Annotated in this window: 14 protein-coding genes and 2 rRNA genes; 10 read left to right on the top strand and 6 right to left on the bottom strand. The window is 66.7% G+C overall.

What is annotated here, in order from left to right:
• Positions 1 to 79: 79 nt before the first annotated feature.
• The 3 genes from DVK44_RS05065 to DVK44_RS05055 all read right to left on the bottom strand — a co-directional run bounded on the left by DVK44_RS05065 (position 80) and on the right by DVK44_RS05055 (position 3,000).
• Positions 80 to 799 carry a transglycosylase SLT domain-containing protein gene (locus DVK44_RS05065; protein WP_114658523.1) on the bottom strand — a complete coding sequence of 240 codons (720 nt, stop codon included), beginning with the start codon at positions 797 to 799 and terminating at the stop codon, positions 80 to 82.
• A gap of 351 nt (positions 800 to 1,150) precedes the next feature.
• Positions 1,151 to 2,284 (bottom strand): S-adenosylmethionine:tRNA ribosyltransferase-isomerase, encoded by a 1,134-nt coding sequence (locus DVK44_RS05060; protein ID WP_181957404.1) that lies wholly within the window; start codon positions 2,282 to 2,284, stop codon positions 1,151 to 1,153.
• 5 nt (positions 2,285 to 2,289) lie between these two features.
• Positions 2,290 to 3,000: an SDR family NAD(P)-dependent oxidoreductase gene (locus tag DVK44_RS05055; protein ID WP_114664911.1), complete on the bottom strand. Its 711-nt coding sequence runs from the start codon at positions 2,998 to 3,000 to the stop codon at positions 2,290 to 2,292.
• A gap of 238 nt (positions 3,001 to 3,238) precedes the next feature.
• On the opposite strand from DVK44_RS05055, the gene DVK44_RS05050 reads away from it, so the two are divergent.
• From DVK44_RS05050 to DVK44_RS05040, 3 genes are all read left to right on the top strand, one after another.
• On the top strand, positions 3,239 to 4,396 hold the full coding sequence (locus DVK44_RS05050; RefSeq protein WP_114658521.1) for a GAF domain-containing sensor histidine kinase: 1,158 nt from the start codon (positions 3,239 to 3,241) through the stop codon (positions 4,394 to 4,396).
• Positions 4,389 to 5,033, top strand: coding sequence for a response regulator (locus tag DVK44_RS05045; RefSeq protein WP_114658520.1), 645 nt, complete (start codon positions 4,389 to 4,391; stop codon positions 5,031 to 5,033). The genes DVK44_RS05050 and DVK44_RS05045 overlap by 8 nt, the downstream gene beginning before the upstream one ends.
• Before the next feature lie 192 nt (positions 5,034 to 5,225).
• Complete coding sequence (locus DVK44_RS05040) at positions 5,226 to 5,474, top strand: chaplin (RefSeq protein WP_114658519.1); 249 nt, start codon at positions 5,226 to 5,228, stop codon at positions 5,472 to 5,474.
• Between the two features lie 88 nt (positions 5,475 to 5,562).
• Here DVK44_RS05040 and DVK44_RS05035 read toward each other — a convergent pair whose 3' ends face one another.
• Positions 5,563 to 6,354: a hypothetical protein gene (locus DVK44_RS05035; protein WP_114658518.1), complete on the bottom strand. Its 792-nt coding sequence runs from the start codon at positions 6,352 to 6,354 to the stop codon at positions 5,563 to 5,565.
• A gap of 127 nt (positions 6,355 to 6,481) precedes the next feature.
• Here DVK44_RS05035 and DVK44_RS05030 point away from each other — a divergent pair, with 127 nt between their 5' ends.
• The 4 genes from DVK44_RS05030 (at position 6,482) to DVK44_RS05015 (ending at position 9,811) form a co-directional block, all read left to right on the top strand.
• Positions 6,482 to 7,273, top strand: coding sequence for an ABC transporter ATP-binding protein (locus DVK44_RS05030; protein WP_114658517.1), 792 nt, complete (start codon positions 6,482 to 6,484; stop codon positions 7,271 to 7,273).
• A 76-nt stretch (positions 7,274 to 7,349) separates the two neighbouring features.
• Positions 7,350 to 7,781: an NfeD family protein gene (locus tag DVK44_RS05025; RefSeq protein WP_114664910.1), complete on the top strand. Its 432-nt coding sequence runs from the start codon at positions 7,350 to 7,352 to the stop codon at positions 7,779 to 7,781.
• Positions 7,782 to 7,979: 198 nt separating this feature from the next.
• Positions 7,980 to 8,909 carry an SPFH domain-containing protein gene (locus DVK44_RS05020; RefSeq protein WP_114658516.1) on the top strand — a complete coding sequence of 310 codons (930 nt, stop codon included), beginning with the start codon at positions 7,980 to 7,982 and terminating at the stop codon, positions 8,907 to 8,909.
• Between the two features lie 125 nt (positions 8,910 to 9,034).
• On the top strand, positions 9,035 to 9,811 hold the full coding sequence (locus tag DVK44_RS05015) for a sulfite exporter TauE/SafE family protein (protein ID WP_114658515.1): 777 nt from the start codon (positions 9,035 to 9,037) through the stop codon (positions 9,809 to 9,811).
• 68 nt (positions 9,812 to 9,879) lie between these two features.
• Here DVK44_RS05015 and DVK44_RS05010 read toward each other — a convergent pair whose 3' ends face one another.
• On the bottom strand, positions 9,880 to 10,395 hold the full coding sequence (locus DVK44_RS05010; protein ID WP_114658514.1) for an HNH endonuclease: 516 nt from the start codon (positions 10,393 to 10,395) through the stop codon (positions 9,880 to 9,882).
• Positions 10,396 to 10,568: 173 nt separating this feature from the next.
• Positions 10,569 to 11,354, bottom strand: a complete 786-nt coding sequence (locus DVK44_RS05005; RefSeq protein ID WP_114658513.1) for a sporulation protein — start codon at positions 11,352 to 11,354, stop codon at positions 10,569 to 10,571.
• 105 nt (positions 11,355 to 11,459) lie between these two features.
• On the opposite strand from DVK44_RS05005, the gene DVK44_RS05000 reads away from it, so the two are divergent.
• The 3 genes from DVK44_RS05000 (at position 11,460) to DVK44_RS04990 (ending at position 17,630) form a co-directional block, all read left to right on the top strand.
• A complete protein-coding gene (locus DVK44_RS05000) occupies positions 11,460 to 12,128 on the top strand; it encodes a DNA-3-methyladenine glycosylase (protein ID WP_114658512.1) in 669 nt (222 codons plus the stop codon).
• Between the two features lie 538 nt (positions 12,129 to 12,666).
• Positions 12,667 to 14,192, top strand: a 16S ribosomal RNA gene (locus DVK44_RS04995).
• Positions 14,193 to 14,487: 295 nt separating this feature from the next.
• Positions 14,488 to 17,630 (top strand): 23S ribosomal RNA (locus tag DVK44_RS04990).
• Together the 16S and 23S rRNA genes form the textbook arrangement of a ribosomal RNA operon.
• Positions 17,631 to 17,756 lie beyond the last annotated feature (126 nt).

The following is a 17,756-nucleotide window of genomic DNA, read 5'->3' as shown; positions in this document are numbered from 1 at the left end:
CCTGACCGTCTGAACCGTCCCGGACACGCCGGAGGGCGGCACCCCCGCGGGGTGCCGCCCTTCCGTCTGTCTGCCCGGATCAGTAGGCGCTGTTGACGTTGTCCATCGATCCGTACTTGTCGGCGGCGTAGTTGCACGCGGCCACGATGTTGGCGACCGGGTTGTAGATGTCGGTCGACGTGCCCTTGACGTGGTACGCCTTGAAGGTCGGCGGGATGACCTGGAGCAGGCCCTTCGACGGGATGCCGTTCTGGGCGTTGATGTCCCAGAGGTTGATCGCCTTCGGGTTACCGCTCGACTCGCGGATGATGTTGCGGTGGATGCCGTCGTACGAGCCGGGGATGCCGTGCTTCTTCATGATCGACAGCGACTCGCGGATCCAGCCGTCCAGGTTGTTCGGGTAGACGGGCTTGCGGATGGCGGAGCGGCTGGCGGCCGTCTTGGCGGAGCGCTTCTCCTCGGCCTTGGCCTTCTCCTTGGCCTTCTCCTCGGCCTTGGTCTTGGCCTCGATCTTCGTCTTCGCCGAGGCGTCGGCCTTGGAGACGACGGTGGTGTGCTGCTTGGCGATGATCGCGTGCACGGCAGCGGCCTGGGAGCCGTTCGTGGTCGTGTTCCACGCCACCTGGGAGGCGGTGGCGGGCTTCGACTGCGAGGAGGACCCGGCTTCGGCGGTGCCGCCGTTGCCACCGGGAACCAGCGAGAACGTGACCGCGGCGACTCCGGCGGCGGCGACGCCGGCCATGGAAGCCTTCTGGGTCTTGTTCAGGCGACTGAGGCCAGGGGTGCGTGACGAGAACATAGAGACGTACCTCTTCGAATAGCGGAAGTCGCGGAGGCCGGACGGCCAGCCTGCTCGGCGGCGACGTCGGCAATTGTTAGCTGCCGCAAAATGCCCTGGCAAAGGTGTGACGTACGACCCCGGGTAGTGGAGCGGGGCGCCTCCCGGACGCCCCGCCGACCACTTATCCCGTGCTCACAACCGCCTCATCCGTCGACTACCGCTGTTCGTAAGTGATCTGGGTCCTATGCCGGGCCTCACACCCGGCGGGTAACGACCTGACCATGCGTTGCTCAAGCAATGCACGCTGTGAGCGTTTTCCGCCCTTCATCCGCCTTCTCCCGCCTTCGTCCTCCTTTTCCCTTACGGGGCCTACGCGGGCGGGGTCTCGGACGGAAGCAGGAGATGGACGTCCCCGAACTCGTGCCAGAGGTAGCGCCGGCGCAGGGCCTCCCCGTACCCCCGGGCCAGCGCCGCCCCGCCGGCGATCGCCTCCAGCATCAGCAGATGCGACGCGCGGGGCTCGTGCAGCCCGGTCAGCAGCCCGTCCACGGTCCGCACCCCGCGCCGGGGCGTGATCACCAGATCCGTCCAGCCCGAGGCCGCCCGTACGGTCCCACGGGCTCGTACGGTCCCAGGAGCCCGTACGCTCCCGTCGCCCCGGCCCGCCGACTCCAGGGCCCGTACCGCCGTCGTACCGACCGCGATCACCCGGCCCCCGCCCGCCCGCGCCGCGTTCACCAGCCGGGCCGTGGTCTCCGGCACCTCGAAGCGCTCCGGGTACGGCGGCTCGTGGGCCTCCGCCGACGCCACCCCCGTATGCAGCGTCAGCGGCGCGAACAGCACGCCCCGCCGCACCAGCGCCGTCACCAGCCCGGCCGTGAAGGGCCGCCCGGCGCTCGGCATCTCCGCCGAGCCCGCGCCGTCGGGGGAGGGCAGCGCGAAGACCGACTGGTACGCGGTGAGCGGCTGGTCCCGCTCCGTGTACGCGTACCGGATCGGCCGCCCGTGGCGGCGCAGCAGCCCCGGCACCGGGCACGAGACCCTCGCCCACCACAGCCGCGCGCTCCCGGCGGTCAGCGGCTCCTCCAGGACGAGCCGCTCCCCGCCCGGCAGCCGCACCTGCGCCCCCGCCGGACCACCGGCCCGGGGCAGCGTGGTGCCCGCGCCCTCCCCTATATGCGGGGTGCGCAGCTCGACCGCCCACCGCCCGTCGTCACCGAGCGTCGAGAAGTGCGCCACGACCCGCGCGTCCCCCAGCCGGCCGCTGACCGCCGCGGGCAGCGTCGTGGACGTGTTGACCACCAGCACGTCCCCGGCCCGCAGCAGCTCCGGCAGCTCCCGGAACGCGTGGTGCGACACCCGCGTCCCCCGGGACACCAACAGCCGTACGTCGTCCCGGCCGCTCCCGCGCTGCTCGGCCGGGACCCTGGCGGACAGATCCTCGGGGACCCGCAGCTCCGCGAGCGCGGACGCGGGCACGGACGCCGAGCCTGTCGTGTCCACGGCGCTCACCTCGGCCCCTCGTCCAGCAGCGCCGGCGCCGTGTACCGGCCGCTCGGCGGACGGCGCTCCAGCAGCCGCAGGAAGCCCGGCACCACCGACTCCGGGCCGGGCCGCGGCTCCGCGTCGTCCGGCACGGCCGCCGCGTACAGATCCGTCGCCATGTCGCCCGGGTCGACCGCCCACACCCGCAGCTCCGGCTCCTCGACCGCCAGCACGGCCGCCAGATGGTCCAGCGCCGCCTTGGACGCCCCGTACCCGCCCCAGGTCTCGTACGGCTCGGCCGCCGCGTCCGAGCTGACCGCGATCACCGTGCCCGCCGCGCTCGCCCGCAGCAGCGGCAGCGCCTCCCGCACCAGCCCGAGCGCCGCCACCACATTGGTCTCCAGCGCCGCCCGCAGCCCGGCCTCCGGCAGCGCCTCCAGCCGTACGAGCGGCTCCGCGCCCAGCGCGCTGGCGTTGCTCACCAGCAGGTCGAGCCCGCCGAGCCCGGCCGCCGCCGCCACGAGCGCCGCCCGGTGCGCGGCGTCCGTCACATCCCCGGCGAGCGGGACCACCCTGGTCCCGGCCGTCCCCCGCTTCCCGACCGCCCGCGCCGTCTCCTCCAGTACGGTCCCGGTCCTGGCGTCCAGCACCAGATCCCAGCCCCGCGCGGCAAGGCCCGCGGCCAGCGCCCGCCCCAGCCCCTTCGACGCCCCCGTGATGATCGCCACCGGCATGATGTCCACTCCCCGTCGTGTTCTTGTCCGTATCCCTGTCCCGAGCGCCGCGTGGTGCCCCGGCGCCTCGGATACGGCCAAGCCAATAACCCGGCGCCCGCCGCCGCCTCGGACGCGGGCCCCGTCCCGCCAGGTCCCTTCGCCCTAGTCCGGGCCCTTCGGCCTAGGCCCTTCGCCCCGGTCACGGCCCGTCCCCGGCCCGATACGCGCGGCGGGGACCCGCCGGTACCGTGAGGACATGAGCCACCGCACCGGCTCCGGCCTCGCGGCCGTGAGCACCGCGCTCCTCGCCATGAGCAGGCACCTGGAAGTACGCGACGTCCTCAAGACGATCGTCGTCTCCGCCCGCGAACTGCTCGACGCCGAGTACGCGGCGCTGGGCGTGCCGGACGACCACGGAGGCTTCGCCCAGTTCGTCGTGGACGGGGTCAGCGACGAACAGTGGAAGGCCATCGGCCCGCTGCCCCGCCAGCACGGCATCCTCGCCGCGATGCTCCACGAGGAGAAACCCGAGCGCCTCGCCGACGTACGCCTCGATCCGCGCTTCGAGGGCTGGCCCAAGGCCCACCCCGAGATGTCGGACTTCCTCGGCGTGCCCGTCAGGGACGGCGACGCCACCATCGCCGCGCTCTTCCTCGCCAACAAGCGCTGCCCCCGGCCGGCCGCCTCCCGGGGCAGCGGCTGCGCGTTCACCGAGGAGGACGAGGAACTCGTCACGATCCTCGCCCAGCACGCCGCCATCGCCCTGACCAACGCCCGGCTGTACGAGCGCAGCCGCGAGCTGACCATCGCCGAGGAGCGCTCCCGGCTGGCCCACGAGCTGCACGACGCCGTCAGCCAGAAGCTCTTCTCGCTGCGGCTGACCGCCCAGGCCGCCGCCGCCCTGGTCGACCGCGACCCGGCCCGCGCCAAGGGCGAACTCCAGCAGGTCGCCGCCCTCGCCGCCGAGGCCGCCGAGGAACTGCGCGCCGCCGTCGTCGAGCTGCGCCCCGCCGCGCTCGACGAGGACGGCCTGGTGCACACGCTCCGTACCCAGATCCAGGTCTTGGACCGCGCCCACTCCGCCCGGGTCACCTTCGGCAGCTCGGGCGTCCGGGCGCTGCCCGCCGCCCAGGAGGAGGCGCTGCTGCGGGTGGCGCAGGAAGCCCTCCACAACGCGCTGCGGCACTCCGGCGGCGACCGCGTCGAGGTCACCCTCGCCCGTCAGGGCCCGGGCGCGGTACTCAGCGTCACCGACAACGGAGCGGGCTTCGAACCCCGTACGGTCCGCAGCGCCGGCCGCCATCTGGGGCTGGTCTCCATGCGGGACCGGGCGAGCGGGGTGGGCGGCAGACTCAAGGTGCGATCGGCGCCCGGCCGGGGCACGACGATCGAGATGGAGGTGCCGGGTGGCTGACAAGACGATCCGGGTGCTGATCGTGGACGACCACCAGGTCGTCCGGCGGGGGCTGCGGACGTTCCTGGAGATCCAGGACGACATAGAAGTGGTCGGCGAGGCGGCCGACGGCACCGAAGGCGTCGCGCGTACGGAGGAGCTGCGCCCCGATGTCGTCCTGATGGACATCAAGATGCCCGGCACCGACGGCATCCAGGCGCTGCGCCGGCTCCGCGAGCTGGCGAATCCGGCGCGGGTGCTGATCGTCACCAGCTTCACCGAGCAGCGCACCGTCGTCCCCGCGCTGCGCGCCGGGGCGTGCGGTTACGTGTACAAGGACGTCGACCCCGAGGCGCTGGCCGGCGCGATCCGCTCCGTACACGCGGGGCATGTCCTGCTCCAGCCGGAGGTCGCGGGCGCGCTGCTCGCGCAGGACCCGGCGGGCGGCGGTACGGGCCGGGGCACCACCCTCACCGAGCGCGAGCGCGAGGTGCTCGGGCTGATCGCGGACGGCCGTTCGAACAGGGAGATCGCCCGTGCGCTGGTGCTCTCCGAGAAGACGGTCAAGACCCATGTGTCGAACATCCTGATGAAGCTGGACCTCTCGGACCGTACGCAGGCGGCGCTCTGGGCCGTCCGGCACGGCATGACGACCTGATCCCGGCCCCGCTCCCGTCGCCGGTCTTCTCCCCGATCCATTCATACTTCTGATCAGAGATTCATACGGTCGTGTGTATGTCACCCACACGGCGTATCCGTCCGGCCGGGCGGACGTTCTCCATGGAGTGCCGCGGTGAACCGCCGCGGTCATTGATCACACGATTCCGATTCACGATGTGAGGAACACTCCATGAAGATCGCCAAGAAGGCCGCCCTGGTCGTCGTCACCGCCGGCCTCGCGGCGGGCGCCTCCGCCGGCGCCGCGTTCGCCACCACCGGCGGCGCCCACGCCGACGGCAAGGCCGAGCACTCCCCGGGCGTCGCCTCCGGCAATGTGGTCCAGGTCCCGGTGCACATTCCGGTCAACCTGACCGGCAACACGATCAATGTGATCGGCCTGCTCAACCCGGCGTTCGGCAACGAGTCGACGAACTTCTAGCCACCCTGCGGCAGCGAGCAGCGAGCAGCGAGCAGCCAGTGGCGGGCGGCGGGCGGTGGGCACGGACCCGCCGCCCGCCGCCACCGCCTCACGGCGCGTCCCGCCGCTCCCGCTCCTCCACATACGCGTTGTACGCCGCCACCAGCGCCCGCCGCGCACACCGCTCCACCGGACGCAGCGCCTCGTGCCGCGCCGCCATCTCCGCCGCGCTCACCGCGCCGCCGTGCCCGTGCTCGTACGCCAGCGAGACCAGCAGCCCGATCCGCTGCGCCAGCTCCAGCACCCGGACCGCCCGCGGCGGGTAGCCGGGCGCCAGCACCTCCCGCCCGCGCTCCGACCGGGCCCGGTACGCGTCGAGCGCCGCCTCCGCCACCGGCCCGGACGCCGCCACATCGAGCCGGGACAGCACCTCCGTCGCGTCCCGCAGCGCCTCCGCCAGCTCCCGCTCCGCCTCGCCGAGCGAGGGCACGTCCGCCGGCGGCGCCTCCCGTACGGGCAGACAGTGCCAGCGCACCTCCACATGCAGATCCCCGTCGGGCCCCACCGCCGACACCTCCGGCACCAGCCCGTACGGCGCTCCCACGGCCACCACGGCCTCCCCGGCGTCCAGCGCGCGGGCGTTGAACTCCGGCGGCCCGCTGAGCCCCAGCGGATGCCCGGGCACGGGCAGCGCCACCCGGAATCCGGTCACCCCGAGCGCCCGCAGCCGGCCCAGCCCCAGCGTCAGCCCGACCGGCCCGGTCTCGCCCGGCAGCCCCTCCACCCGGTGCGACGCGTCCTGGCCGACCACGGCGAGCACGGCGTCGTCCGGCGATACGAAACCGGCCAAAAGGGCATTTCCCCAAGCGGCCAGCAATCCTGAACGTGGTTGCGAAAGCATGGGCCCAGCCTAGGGAACGGACCTCGGGGCCGGACCACTCGACCGGTGGCGTAGGTTTTCTCCTGGGGCCCGCGCCTACAGGCGCACCCGAGACCTCAAGACGATTGCATGGGGAGACAACGCGCTCATGAGCGATGTACTGGAGCTGGTGGACGTATCCGTGGTCCGCGACGGACGCGCTCTGGTGGACGATGTCTCCTGGTCGGTGAAGGAGGGGGAGCGCTGGGTGATCCTCGGCCCCAACGGCGCCGGCAAGACCACCGTGCTCAACCTCGCCTCCAGCTACCTCTTCCCGACCACCGGTGACGTCACCATCCTCGGTGAGCGGCTCGGCAAGGTCGACGTCTTCGACCTCCGCCCGCGCATCGGTGTGGCGGGCATCGCGATGGCCGAGAAGCTGCCCAAGCGCCAGACCGTCCTCCAGACCGTCCTGACGGCCGCGTACGGCATGACCGCCACCTGGCACGAGGACTACGACGCCGTCGACGAGCGGCGCGCCCGCGCCTTCCTCGACCGGCTCGGCATGACCGACTTCCTGGACCGCCGGTTCGGCACCCTCTCCGAGGGCGAGCGCAAGCGCACCCTGATCGCCCGCGCGATGATGACCGACCCCGAACTCCTGCTCCTGGACGAGCCCGCCGCCGGACTCGACCTCGGTGGCCGCGAGGACCTGGTGCGCCGGCTCGGCAGGCTCGCCCGGGACCCGTACGCCCCCTCCATGATCATGGTCACCCACCATGTCGAGGAGATCGCGCCGGGCTTCACCCACGTCCTCATGATCCGGCAGGGCAAGGTGCTCGCCGCCGGTCCCATGGAGACCGAACTGACCTCCCGCAACCTGTCGCTCTGCTTCGGACTCCCGCTCCTGGTCGAGCGGAACGGCGAGCGCTGGACCGCGCACGGACTCCCGCTCGGCTGATCCGGCGCCGACTGCCCCTGCGCGGGACCGATATGACCCCTGTCGGGAGACGCACGCCCGCCCTACCATGGGACGTGTGGAAATCGACGCGTGGGTGTGGTGGCTGATCGGGGCCGTCGGACTGGGTATTCCGCTCGTCATCACGGCGATGCCCGAGTTCGGCATGTTCTCCGCCGGAGCGGTCGCGGCCGCGATCACGGCGGCGCTGGGCGGCGGAGTGGTGGCCCAGGTCCTGGTGTTCGTGGTGGTGTCCGTCGCGCTGATTGCCGTAGTCCGGCCGTACGCGGTCCGGCAGCGCAACGCGGCCCCCGCCGGCGCCGCCACCGGGATCGACGCCCTGAAGGGCCGTCAAGCGGTCGTCCTGGAACGGGTGGACCGCTCCGGTGGCCGGATCAAGCTGGCCGGCGAGATCTGGTCCGCGCGCAGTTACGACGAGGAGAACTCGTTCGAGCCGGGCCAGAAGGTCGATGTGGTCGAGATCGACGGAGCGACGGCGATCGTCATGTGAGCCGTCGTGACGTGAACGTCGCGATACGTACGCGTACGCCGCGATGTGGACGTCGCAACGGGACGCGGTGTGACGTGAGTCGACGTCATATGAGACAGCGTCATCTGAGACAACCCGGCCGAACGGTCACCAAGTTGGCCCCAGGTCTGAGAAACTCGATCATCGGAACATCCGGCAGCGAAGGGCCCGTGGAACGCGATGCCAGCAATCATCATCGTCCTGGTCATCCTGGTGGTGCTTGTATTCATCGCCCTGATCAAGACCATCCAGGTCATCCCCCAGGCGAGCGCCGCCATCGTGGAGCGGTTCGGCCGCTACACACGCACTCTCAACGCGGGCCTCAACATCGTGGTCCCGTTCATCGACTCCATCCGCAACCGCATCGACCTGCGTGAGCAGGTCGTGCCGTTCCCGCCCCAGCCGGTGATCACCCAGGACAACCTGGTCGTCAACATCGACACCGTCATCTACTACCAGGTGACCGACGCCAGGGCCGCGACCTACGAGGTCGCCAGCTACATCCAGGCGATCGAGCAGCTCACCGTCACCACCCTGCGCAACATCATCGGTGGCATGGACCTGGAGCGGACCCTCACCTCCCGCGAGGAGATCAACGCGGCCCTGCGCGGCGTCCTCGACGAGGCGACCGGCAAGTGGGGCATCCGCGTCAACCGTGTCGAGCTGAAGGCGATCGAACCGCCCACCTCCATCCAGGACTCGATGGAGAAGCAGATGCGCGCCGACCGTGACAAGCGCGCCGCCATCCTCACCGCCGAAGGTACGCGGCAGGCCGCCATCCTCACCGCCGAGGGCGAGAAGCAGTCCCAGATCCTGCGCGCCGAAGGTGAGGCCAAGGCCGCGGCCCTGCGCGCCGAGGGTGAGGCCCAGGCCATCCGTACGGTCTTCGAGTCCATCCACGCGGGCGACCCCGACCAGAAGCTCCTCGCCTACCAGTACCTCCAGATGCTCCCCAAGATCGCCGAAGGCGACGCCAACAAGCTCTGGATCGTGCCCAGCGAGATCGGCGACGCCCTCAAGGGCCTCAGCGGCGCCTTCGACAACCTCGGCGGCGGCATGCCCGGCTTCAACACCGGCAAGGAGCGCCGGCAGAACCCGCCCCTCGACTGATCCGGCTCCTCGACTCGTCCGGTGGCCGGTGGCCGCGCCGCTTCCGGCCCGGCCACCGTCAGAGCCGGCCCCACCTTCGGGCATGATCGGTGCAACCAGCATCGATCTCCGAAGGGCAAGCCACCGTGACCATCTGGGAGATGCTCGCCGTCTTCGTGGCGGGCATCAGCGCCGGCACGATCAACACCATCGTCGGCTCCGGCACACTGATCACCTTCCCCGTCCTCCTGGCGACGGGACTCCCGCCGGTCACCGCCACGGTCTCCAACGCCCTTGGCCTGATACCCGGTTCGATCAGCGGCGCCATCGGCTACCGCGCCGAACTCGCCGGACAGCGCGACCGCATCCTGCGCCTCAGCGTCGCCGCGCTCATCGGCGGCTTCACCGGCGCGACCCTGCTGCTGCTCCTGCCGTCCTCGGCCTTCGAGACGATCGTGCCCGTCCTGGTCACCCTCGCGCTCGTCCTCGTGATCATCCAGCCCCGGCTGGCCGCCGCCGTCCAGGCCCGCCGTGAACGTACCGGCACCAGCGCCAGTGCCAACGGCGGACCGCTCCTGCTCGCCGGGATCCTCTGCGCCAGCGTCTACGGGGGCTACTTCACCGCGGCCCAGGGAATCATCTACCTCTCCCTGATGGGCATGCTGGTCGACGACAGCATGCAACGCCTCAACGCGGCCAAGAACGTGCTCGCCGCCGTCGTCAACAGCGTCGCCGCGCTCTTCTTCCTCTTCGTCGCCGACTTCGACTGGACGGCCGTCGTCCTCATCGCCGTCGGCTCGGCACTGGGCGGCCAGCTCGGCGCCAAGGTCGGCCGCAGACTGCCACCCACCGCGCTGCGCGCGCTTGTCGTGCTGGTCGGCGTGGTCGCCATCGTGCAGCTGCTCGTACGCAAATACGGCTGAGGCGGATACGGCAGAGCCCGGCCGGGCGAATCCACCGGCCGGGCTCACCTGCGCCGCGCGCTCTTCCGTTACGCGGCGGCCGGCCGCATCCCGGCCAGCCAGTGCGGCAGCTCCGTACGCTCACCGGCCCGCAGCGACAGCAGCATCGCGTCGGCGGGCGACGGCACGAACGGCTGGAACAGCAGCGGCATCCCCGCCTGATCCGGCGTACGGTCCGCCTTGCGGTGGTTGTCCTCCGCGCATGAAGCGACCGTATTCAGCCAGCTGTCCCCGCCGCCCCGAGACCGCGGCACCACATGGTCCACGGTCGAGGCACGCCCTCCGCAGTACGCGCACCGGTGCTGGTCCCGTATCAGGACCCCCCGCCGCGACCAGGGCGCATGTCTTCGGAAGGGCACCCGGACGAACCGGCAGAGCCTGATGACCCGGGGCACCGGCAGCTCCACGGCGGCGGCCCGCACTCGGAGACCGGGGTGGGCCTGCTCGACCACGGCCTTGTCCTGAAGCACCAGCACCACCGCACGGTTGAGTGTCACCGTCGACAGCGGCTCGAAGCTCGCATTCAGCACCAGTGTGTCCCGCATAACGCCCACCTCCCGTGTGCCGACCCGCCGCACGACGGGCTTGGATCAACTCTGGCCGGGCGCGCCGAGGGGGACAACACAATAAAAAATGCCCTGCCCTGATCTCTCCAAGACCAGGGCAGGGCAAACAAAAGGCGAACGTCCGGCTGACAGTGACCCGGCCGGCGCCCCTACTAGAACCAGTTGCGCCGGCCGCCGACCTCGGCGAGCCACTGGTGCAGATACCCGGGCCAGTCCGTGCCCTGGAAGTCGTGCAGCCCCATCTGGAACACCCGGAACGAGTCGCTTCCCTCGGAGAACAGCCCCGGCTTCTTGTCCATCTCCAGAATGACGTCCATCTCCCGGTCGTCCGCGACGAAGGTCAGCTCGACCTGGTTCAGTCCGCGGTACTGCTCCGGCGCGTAGAACTCGATCTCCTGGTAGAACGGCAGCCGCTGCCGGGTCCCCTGGATGTGCCCGCGCTCCATGTCCGCGCTCTTGAACCGGAAGCCCAGATGGGTGAAGGCGTCCAGGATCGCCTGCTGCGCCGGCAGCGGATGGACGTGGATCGCGTCCAGATCGCTGTTGTCCACCGCCCGCGCGATATCCAGATCGGTGGTCACCCCGACATGCATCCCGCGCAGCTGCTGGCCCTCGATGGTGGTGATCGGCGTCTCCCAGGGAATCTCCAGGCCGAACGGGACCACATGGGCCGCGCCCGCCTGCACCTCGAAGGCGCCGCCGAGGCTCAGAGTGGTGAAGTCGATGTCCTGCTTGACCTCCTGCTGGTCACCGCCCTCGACCTCGACCCGCGCCCGGAGCCCGACCGTCAGCCCCTGGATCTGCTGGTTCACGGAGCCGCCCGTCAGCCGCACCTCACCCTGGACCACACCGCCGGGAACGACGTTCGGCTCGGTCAGTTCGGTCTCGACGGTCGCACCGCCGGCGCCGAGGCTCGCGAGCAGCTTCTTGAAGCCCATGTGTCCACTCCTTCTCGCGGCCCCCGTTCTGCCGGGGTTCCGCAGGGTCCTGACGGTGTATACGCGCCCTGACCGTAGCCGGTTCCACCGGTACGCTCGTACGCCATGACCGTGAGCCCCGACCGTCCCCACCGCCCCGACCGGGCACCGCTGCCCAGGGAGTTCTTCGACCGCCCGGTCCTGGAGGTCGCCCCCGATCTGCTGGGCCGCACGCTGGTACGGACGACGGCCGACGGCCCGATCGAACTCCGGCTCACCGAGGTCGAGGCGTACGCGGGCGAGATCGACCCGGGATCCCACGCCTTCCGGGGCCGCACGGCCCGCAACGCGGTGATGTTCGGCCCGCCCGGCCACGCGTACGTCTACTTCACCTACGGGATGTGGCACTGCCTCAACCTGGTGTGCGGACCCGAGGGGACGGCGAGCGGGGTACTGCTCCGGGGAGGAGAGATCCTCGTGGGCGCCGAGCACACCCGTAAACGCCGACTTTCGGCCCGCCACGACAGGGAACTCGCCAAAGGCCCGGCCCGCCTGGCCACCGCCCTAGACGTGGACCGCGCCCTCAACGGAACGGACGTCTGCGCCGGCCCCGATGAACCCCTGTCCATCCTCACGGGCACCCCCACTCCCAAACCCCAGGTCCGCAGCGGTCCCCGTACGGGAGTAGCGGGCGACGGCGGCGACGGCACCCGCCACCCCTGGCGCTTCTGGATCGACGGCGACCCGTCGGTCAGCCCGTACCGGGCCCATGTCCCGCGCCGCCGCCGAACTTGACTCGTCCGGCACGGACGCCTAACGTAGCCCGAGCCGCTTTCAACGGAGCCTGCTGTTCAGCAGCCTCCGCAGCGGCCACCCACTACTCAGCTCACACCCTTACGGGTATGGCTTTCGGCATGCCGAAAACCGTATTCACCGACTCGATTATGAGGCGGACGAGGATTCGGCTAAAGTAGTGAACACGCCGAAAGGCAAAGGCCAATCCAAAGGCCATCGGAATTCTGAAAGCGAAGAGAAACACCGCAGACAGAGTCTGATAGAGTCGGAAACGCAAGACGGAAACAAAACAAGAAACACCGAAGGGAAAGCGCCCGGAGGAAAGCCCGATGAGGGTGAGTACGAAGGAAGCGTCCGTTCCTTGAGAACTCAACAGCGTGCCAAAAGTCAACGCCAGATATGTTGATACCCCGACCTACCGAATAATCGGTGGGTTGAGGTTCCTTTGAAGAAAAACACAGCGAGGACGCTGTGAACCACTGGTCTTATTCCGGCCGGTGGTTCCGCTCTCGTGGTGTCACCCGATTACGGGTAAACATTCACGGAGAGTTTGATCCTGGCTCAGGACGAACGCTGGCGGCGTGCTTAACACATGCAAGTCGAACGATGAAGCCTTTCGGGGTGGATTAGTGGCGAACGGGTGAGTAACACGTGGGCAATCTGCCCTTCACTCTGGGACAAGCCCTGGAAACGGGGTCTAATACCGGATAATACTTTTCTCCGCATGGGGGAAGGTTGAAAGCTCCGGCGGTGAAGGATGAGCCCGCGGCCTATCAGCTTGTTGGTGGGGTGATGGCCTACCAAGGCGACGACGGGTAGCCGGCCTGAGAGGGCGACCGGCCACACTGGGACTGAGACACGGCCCAGACTCCTACGGGAGGCAGCAGTGGGGAATATTGCACAATGGGCGAAAGCCTGATGCAGCGACGCCGCGTGAGGGATGACGGCCTTCGGGTTGTAAACCTCTTTCAGCAGGGAAGAAGCGCAAGTGACGGTACCTGCAGAAGAAGCACCGGCTAACTACGTGCCAGCAGCCGCGGTAATACGTAGGGTGCGAGCGTTGTCCGGAATTATTGGGCGTAAAGAGCTCGTAGGCGGCTTGTCGCGTCGGATGTGAAAGCCCGGGGCTTAACCCCGGGTCTGCATTCGATACGGGCAGGCTAGAGTGTGGTAGGGGAGATCGGAATTCCTGGTGTAGCGGTGAAATGCGCAGATATCAGGAGGAACACCGGTGGCGAAGGCGGATCTCTGGGCCATTACTGACGCTGAGGAGCGAAAGCGTGGGGAGCGAACAGGATTAGATACCCTGGTAGTCCACGCCGTAAACGTTGGGAACTAGGTGTTGGCGACATTCCACGTCGTCGGTGCCGCAGCTAACGCATTAAGTTCCCCGCCTGGGGAGTACGGCCGCAAGGCTAAAACTCAAAGGAATTGACGGGGGCCCGCACAAGCAGCGGAGCATGTGGCTTAATTCGACGCAACGCGAAGAACCTTACCAAGGCTTGACATACACCGGAAACGGCCAGAGATGGTCGCCCCCTTGTGGTCGGTGTACAGGTGGTGCATGGCTGTCGTCAGCTCGTGTCGTGAGATGTTGGGTTAAGTCCCGCAACGAGCGCAACCCTTGTTCTGTGTTGCCAGCATGCCTTTCGGGGTGATGGGGACTCACAGGAGACTGCCGGGGTCAACTCGGAGGAAGGTGGGGACGACGTCAAGTCATCATGCCCCTTATGTCTTGGGCTGCACACGTGCTACAATGGCCGGTACAATGAGCTGCGATGCCGCGAGGCGGAGCGAATCTCAAAAAGCCGGTCTCAGTTCGGATTGGGGTCTGCAACTCGACCCCATGAAGTCGGAGTTGCTAGTAATCGCAGATCAGCATTGCTGCGGTGAATACGTTCCCGGGCCTTGTACACACCGCCCGTCACGTCACGAAAGTCGGTAACACCCGAAGCCGGTGGCCCAACCCCTTGCGGGAGGGAGCTGTCGAAGGTGGGACTGGCGATTGGGACGAAGTCGTAACAAGGTAGCCGTACCGGAAGGTGCGGCTGGATCACCTCCTTTCTAAGGAGCATCTAGATTCCGCAAGGAATCCAGAGCCACTACGTCGGCAAATGTTCGACGGTGGTCAGCTCATGGGTGGAACGTTGACTATTCGGCACGGTTTTCTGATTCTTACAAGTACTGCTTCGGCGTGGAACGTAAGGGTTCGAGGATCGTGCCGGGCGCGCTGTTGGGTATCTGAGGGTGCGAGCGTTGCTCGCCCTTCGCGATGCCGGCCCCGGTGCACTCCACTCTGGTGGGGGTGACGGGTGACTGGTCGTTGCTTGAGAACTGCACAGTGGACGCGAGCATCTGTGGCCAAGTTTTTAAGGGCGCACGGTGGATGCCTTGGTACCAGGAACCGATGAAGGACGTGGGAGGCCGCGATAGGCCCCGGGGAGCTGTCAACCGAGCTTTGATCCGGGGGTGTCCGAATGGGGAAACCCGGCAGTCGTCATGGGCTGTCACCCGCTGCTGAACACATAGGCAGTGTGGAGGGAACGAGGGGAAGTGAAACATCTCAGTACCCTCAGGAAGAGAAAACAACCGTGATTCCGGGAGTAGTGGCGAGCGAAACCGGATGAGGCCAAACCGTATGCGTGTGATACCCGGCAGGGGTTGCGCATGCGGGGTTGTGGGATTGCACTTCAACAGTCTGCCGGCTGTTGGGCGAGTCAGAAACCGTATGGATAGGCGAAGGACATGCGAAAGGTCCGGCGTAGAGGGTAAGACCCCCGTAGCTGAAATCTGTACGGCTCGTTTGTGTGACACCCAAGTAGCACGGGGCCCGAGAAATCCCGTGTGAATCTGGCGGGACCACCCGCTAAGCCTAAATATTCCCTGGTGACCGATAGCGGATAGTACCGTGAGGGAATGGTGAAAAGTACCGCGGGAGCGGAGTGAAATAGTACCTGAAACCGTGTGCCTACAAGCCGTGGGAGCGTCGCGCGCCGAGTTTACTCGGTGCGTCGTGACTGCGTGCCTTTTGAAGAATGAGCCTGCGAGTTTGCGGTGTGTTGCGAGGTTAACCCGTGTGGGGAAGCCGTAGCGAAAGCGAGTCCGAATAGGGCGTTGTGTCTTTAATTAGATACTGAGTAGCGCGCTCAAGACCCGAAGCGGAGTGATCTAGCCATGGGCAGGTTGAAGCGGAGGTAAGACTTCGTGGAGGACCGAACCCACCAGGGTTGAAAACCTGGGGGATGACCTGTGGTTAGGGGTGAAAGGCCAATCAAACTCCGTGATAGCTGGTTCTCCCCGAAATGCATTTAGGTGCAGCGTCGTGTGTTTCTTGCCGGAGGTAGAGCACTGGATAGGCGATGGGCCCTACCGGGTTACTGACCTTAGCCAAACTCCGAATGCCGGTAAGTGAGAGCGCGGCAGTGAGACTGTGGGGGATAAGCTCCATGGTCGAGAGGGAAACAGCCCAGAGCATCGACTAAGGCCCCTAAGCGTACGCTAAGTGGGAAAGGATGTGGAGTCGCAGAGACAACCAGGAGGTTGGCTTAGAAGCAGCCATCCTTGAAAGAGTGCGTAATAGCTCACTGGTCAAGTGATTCCGCGCCGACAATGTAGCGGGGCTCAAGCGTACCGCCGAAGTCGTGTCATTGCAGTACATACCCCCAACGGGGACTGTGATGGGTAGGGGAGCGTCGTGTGCCGGGTGAAGCAGCAGCGGAAGCTAGTTGTGGACGGTTCACGAGTGAGAATGCAGGCATGAGTAGCGATACACACGTGGGAAACGTGTGCGCCGATTGACTAAGGGTTCCTGGGTCAAGCTGATCTGCCCAGGGTAAGTCGGGACCTAAGGCGAGGCCGACAGGCGTAGTCGATGGACAACCGGTTGATATTCCGGTACCCGCTTTGAAACGCCCAGTATCGAATCCATTGATGCTAAGGCCGTGAAGCCGTCCTGGATCCTTCGGGTGAAGGGGAGTGGTGGAGCCGCTGAACCAAGGTGGTAGTAGGTAAGCGATGGGGTGACGCAGGAAGGTAGTCCAGCCCGGGCGGTGGTTGTCCCGGGGTAAGGGTGTAGGGCGTTGTCCAGGTAAATCCGGATGACATTGAGCCTGAGACCTGATGCCGAGCCGATTGTGGTGAAGTGGATGATCCTATGCTGTCGAGAAAAGCCTCTAGCGAGTTTCATGGCGGCCCGTACCCTAAACCGACTCAGGTGGTCAGGTAGAGAATACCGAGGCGTTCGGGTGAACTATGGTTAAGGAACTCGGCAAAATGCCCCCGTAACTTCGGGAGAAGGGGGGCCATTCTGGGTGATGAGTCTTGCACTCTGAGCTTGGGGTGGCCGCAGAGACCAGCGAGAAGCGACTGTTTACTAAAAACACAGGTCCGTGCGAAGCCGTAAGGCGATGTATACGGACTGACGCCTGCCCGGTGCTGGAACGTTAAGGGGACCGGTTAGCTGACTTTCGGGTTGGCGAAGCTGAGAACTTAAGCGCCAGTAAACGGCGGTGGTAACTATAACCATCCTAAGGTAGCGAAATTCCTTGTCGGGTAAGTTCCGACCTGCACGAATGGCGTAACGACTTCTCGACTGTCTCAACCATAGGCCCGGTGAAATTGCACTACGAGTAAAGATGCTCGTTTCGCGCAGCAGGACGGAAAGACCCCGGGACCTTTACTATAGTTTGATATTGGTGTTCGGTTCGGCTTGTGTAGGATAGGTGGGAGACTTTGAAGCTTGGACGCCAGTTCAGGTGGAGTCGTCGTTGAAATACCACTCTGGTCGTGCTGGATGTCTAACCTGGGTCCGTGATCCGGATCAGGGACAGTGTCTGATGGGTAGTTTAACTGGGGCGGTTGCCTCCTAAAGAGTAACGGAGGCGCCCAAAGGTTCCCTCAGCCTGGTTGGTAATCAGGTGTTGAGTGTAAGTGCACAAGGGAGCTTGACTGTGAGACCGACGGGTCGAGCAGGGACGAAAGTCGGGACTAGTGATCCGGCGGTGGCTTGTGGAAGCGCCGTCGCTCAACGGATAAAAGGTACCCCGGGGATAACAGGCTGATCTTCCCCAAGAGTCCATATCGACGGGATGGTTTGGCACCTCGATGTCGGCTCGTCGCATCCTGGGGCTGGAGTCGGTCCCAAGGGTTGGGCTGTTCGCCCATTAAAGCGGTACGCGAGCTGGGTTTAGAACGTCGTGAGACAGTTCGGTCCCTATCCGCTGCGCGCGCAGGAGTCTTGAGAAGGGCTGTCCCTAGTACGAGAGGACCGGGACGGACGAACCTCTGGTGTGCCAGTTGTTCTGCCAAGGGCATGGCTGGTTGGCTACGTTCGGAAAGGATAACCGCTGAAAGCATCTAAGCGGGAAGCCTGCTTCGAGATGAGGACTCCCACCCCCTTTGAGGGGTTAAGGCTCCCAGTAGACGACTGGGTTGATAGGCCAGATGTGGAAGACCGGTAACGGTTGGAGCTGACTGGTACTAATAGGCCGAGGGCTTGTCCTCAGTTGCTCGCGTCCACTGTGTGGTTCCCGGGTTGCGAACAGTCGCACCGGTTGAACCAGTATGTCTTTAATTGAAGAGCGTGCTTGTTCGCTAAGTGCCGATATTCCGCCTGTGCGGAATGGCCCG

Source organism: Streptomyces paludis, from assembly GCF_003344965.1.
Classification (GTDB): Bacteria; Actinomycetota; Actinomycetes; order Streptomycetales; family Streptomycetaceae; genus Streptomyces; species Streptomyces paludis.
The sequence above is the reverse complement of the archived record's forward strand: the minus strand, read 5'-3'. Positions and strand labels throughout refer to the sequence as shown.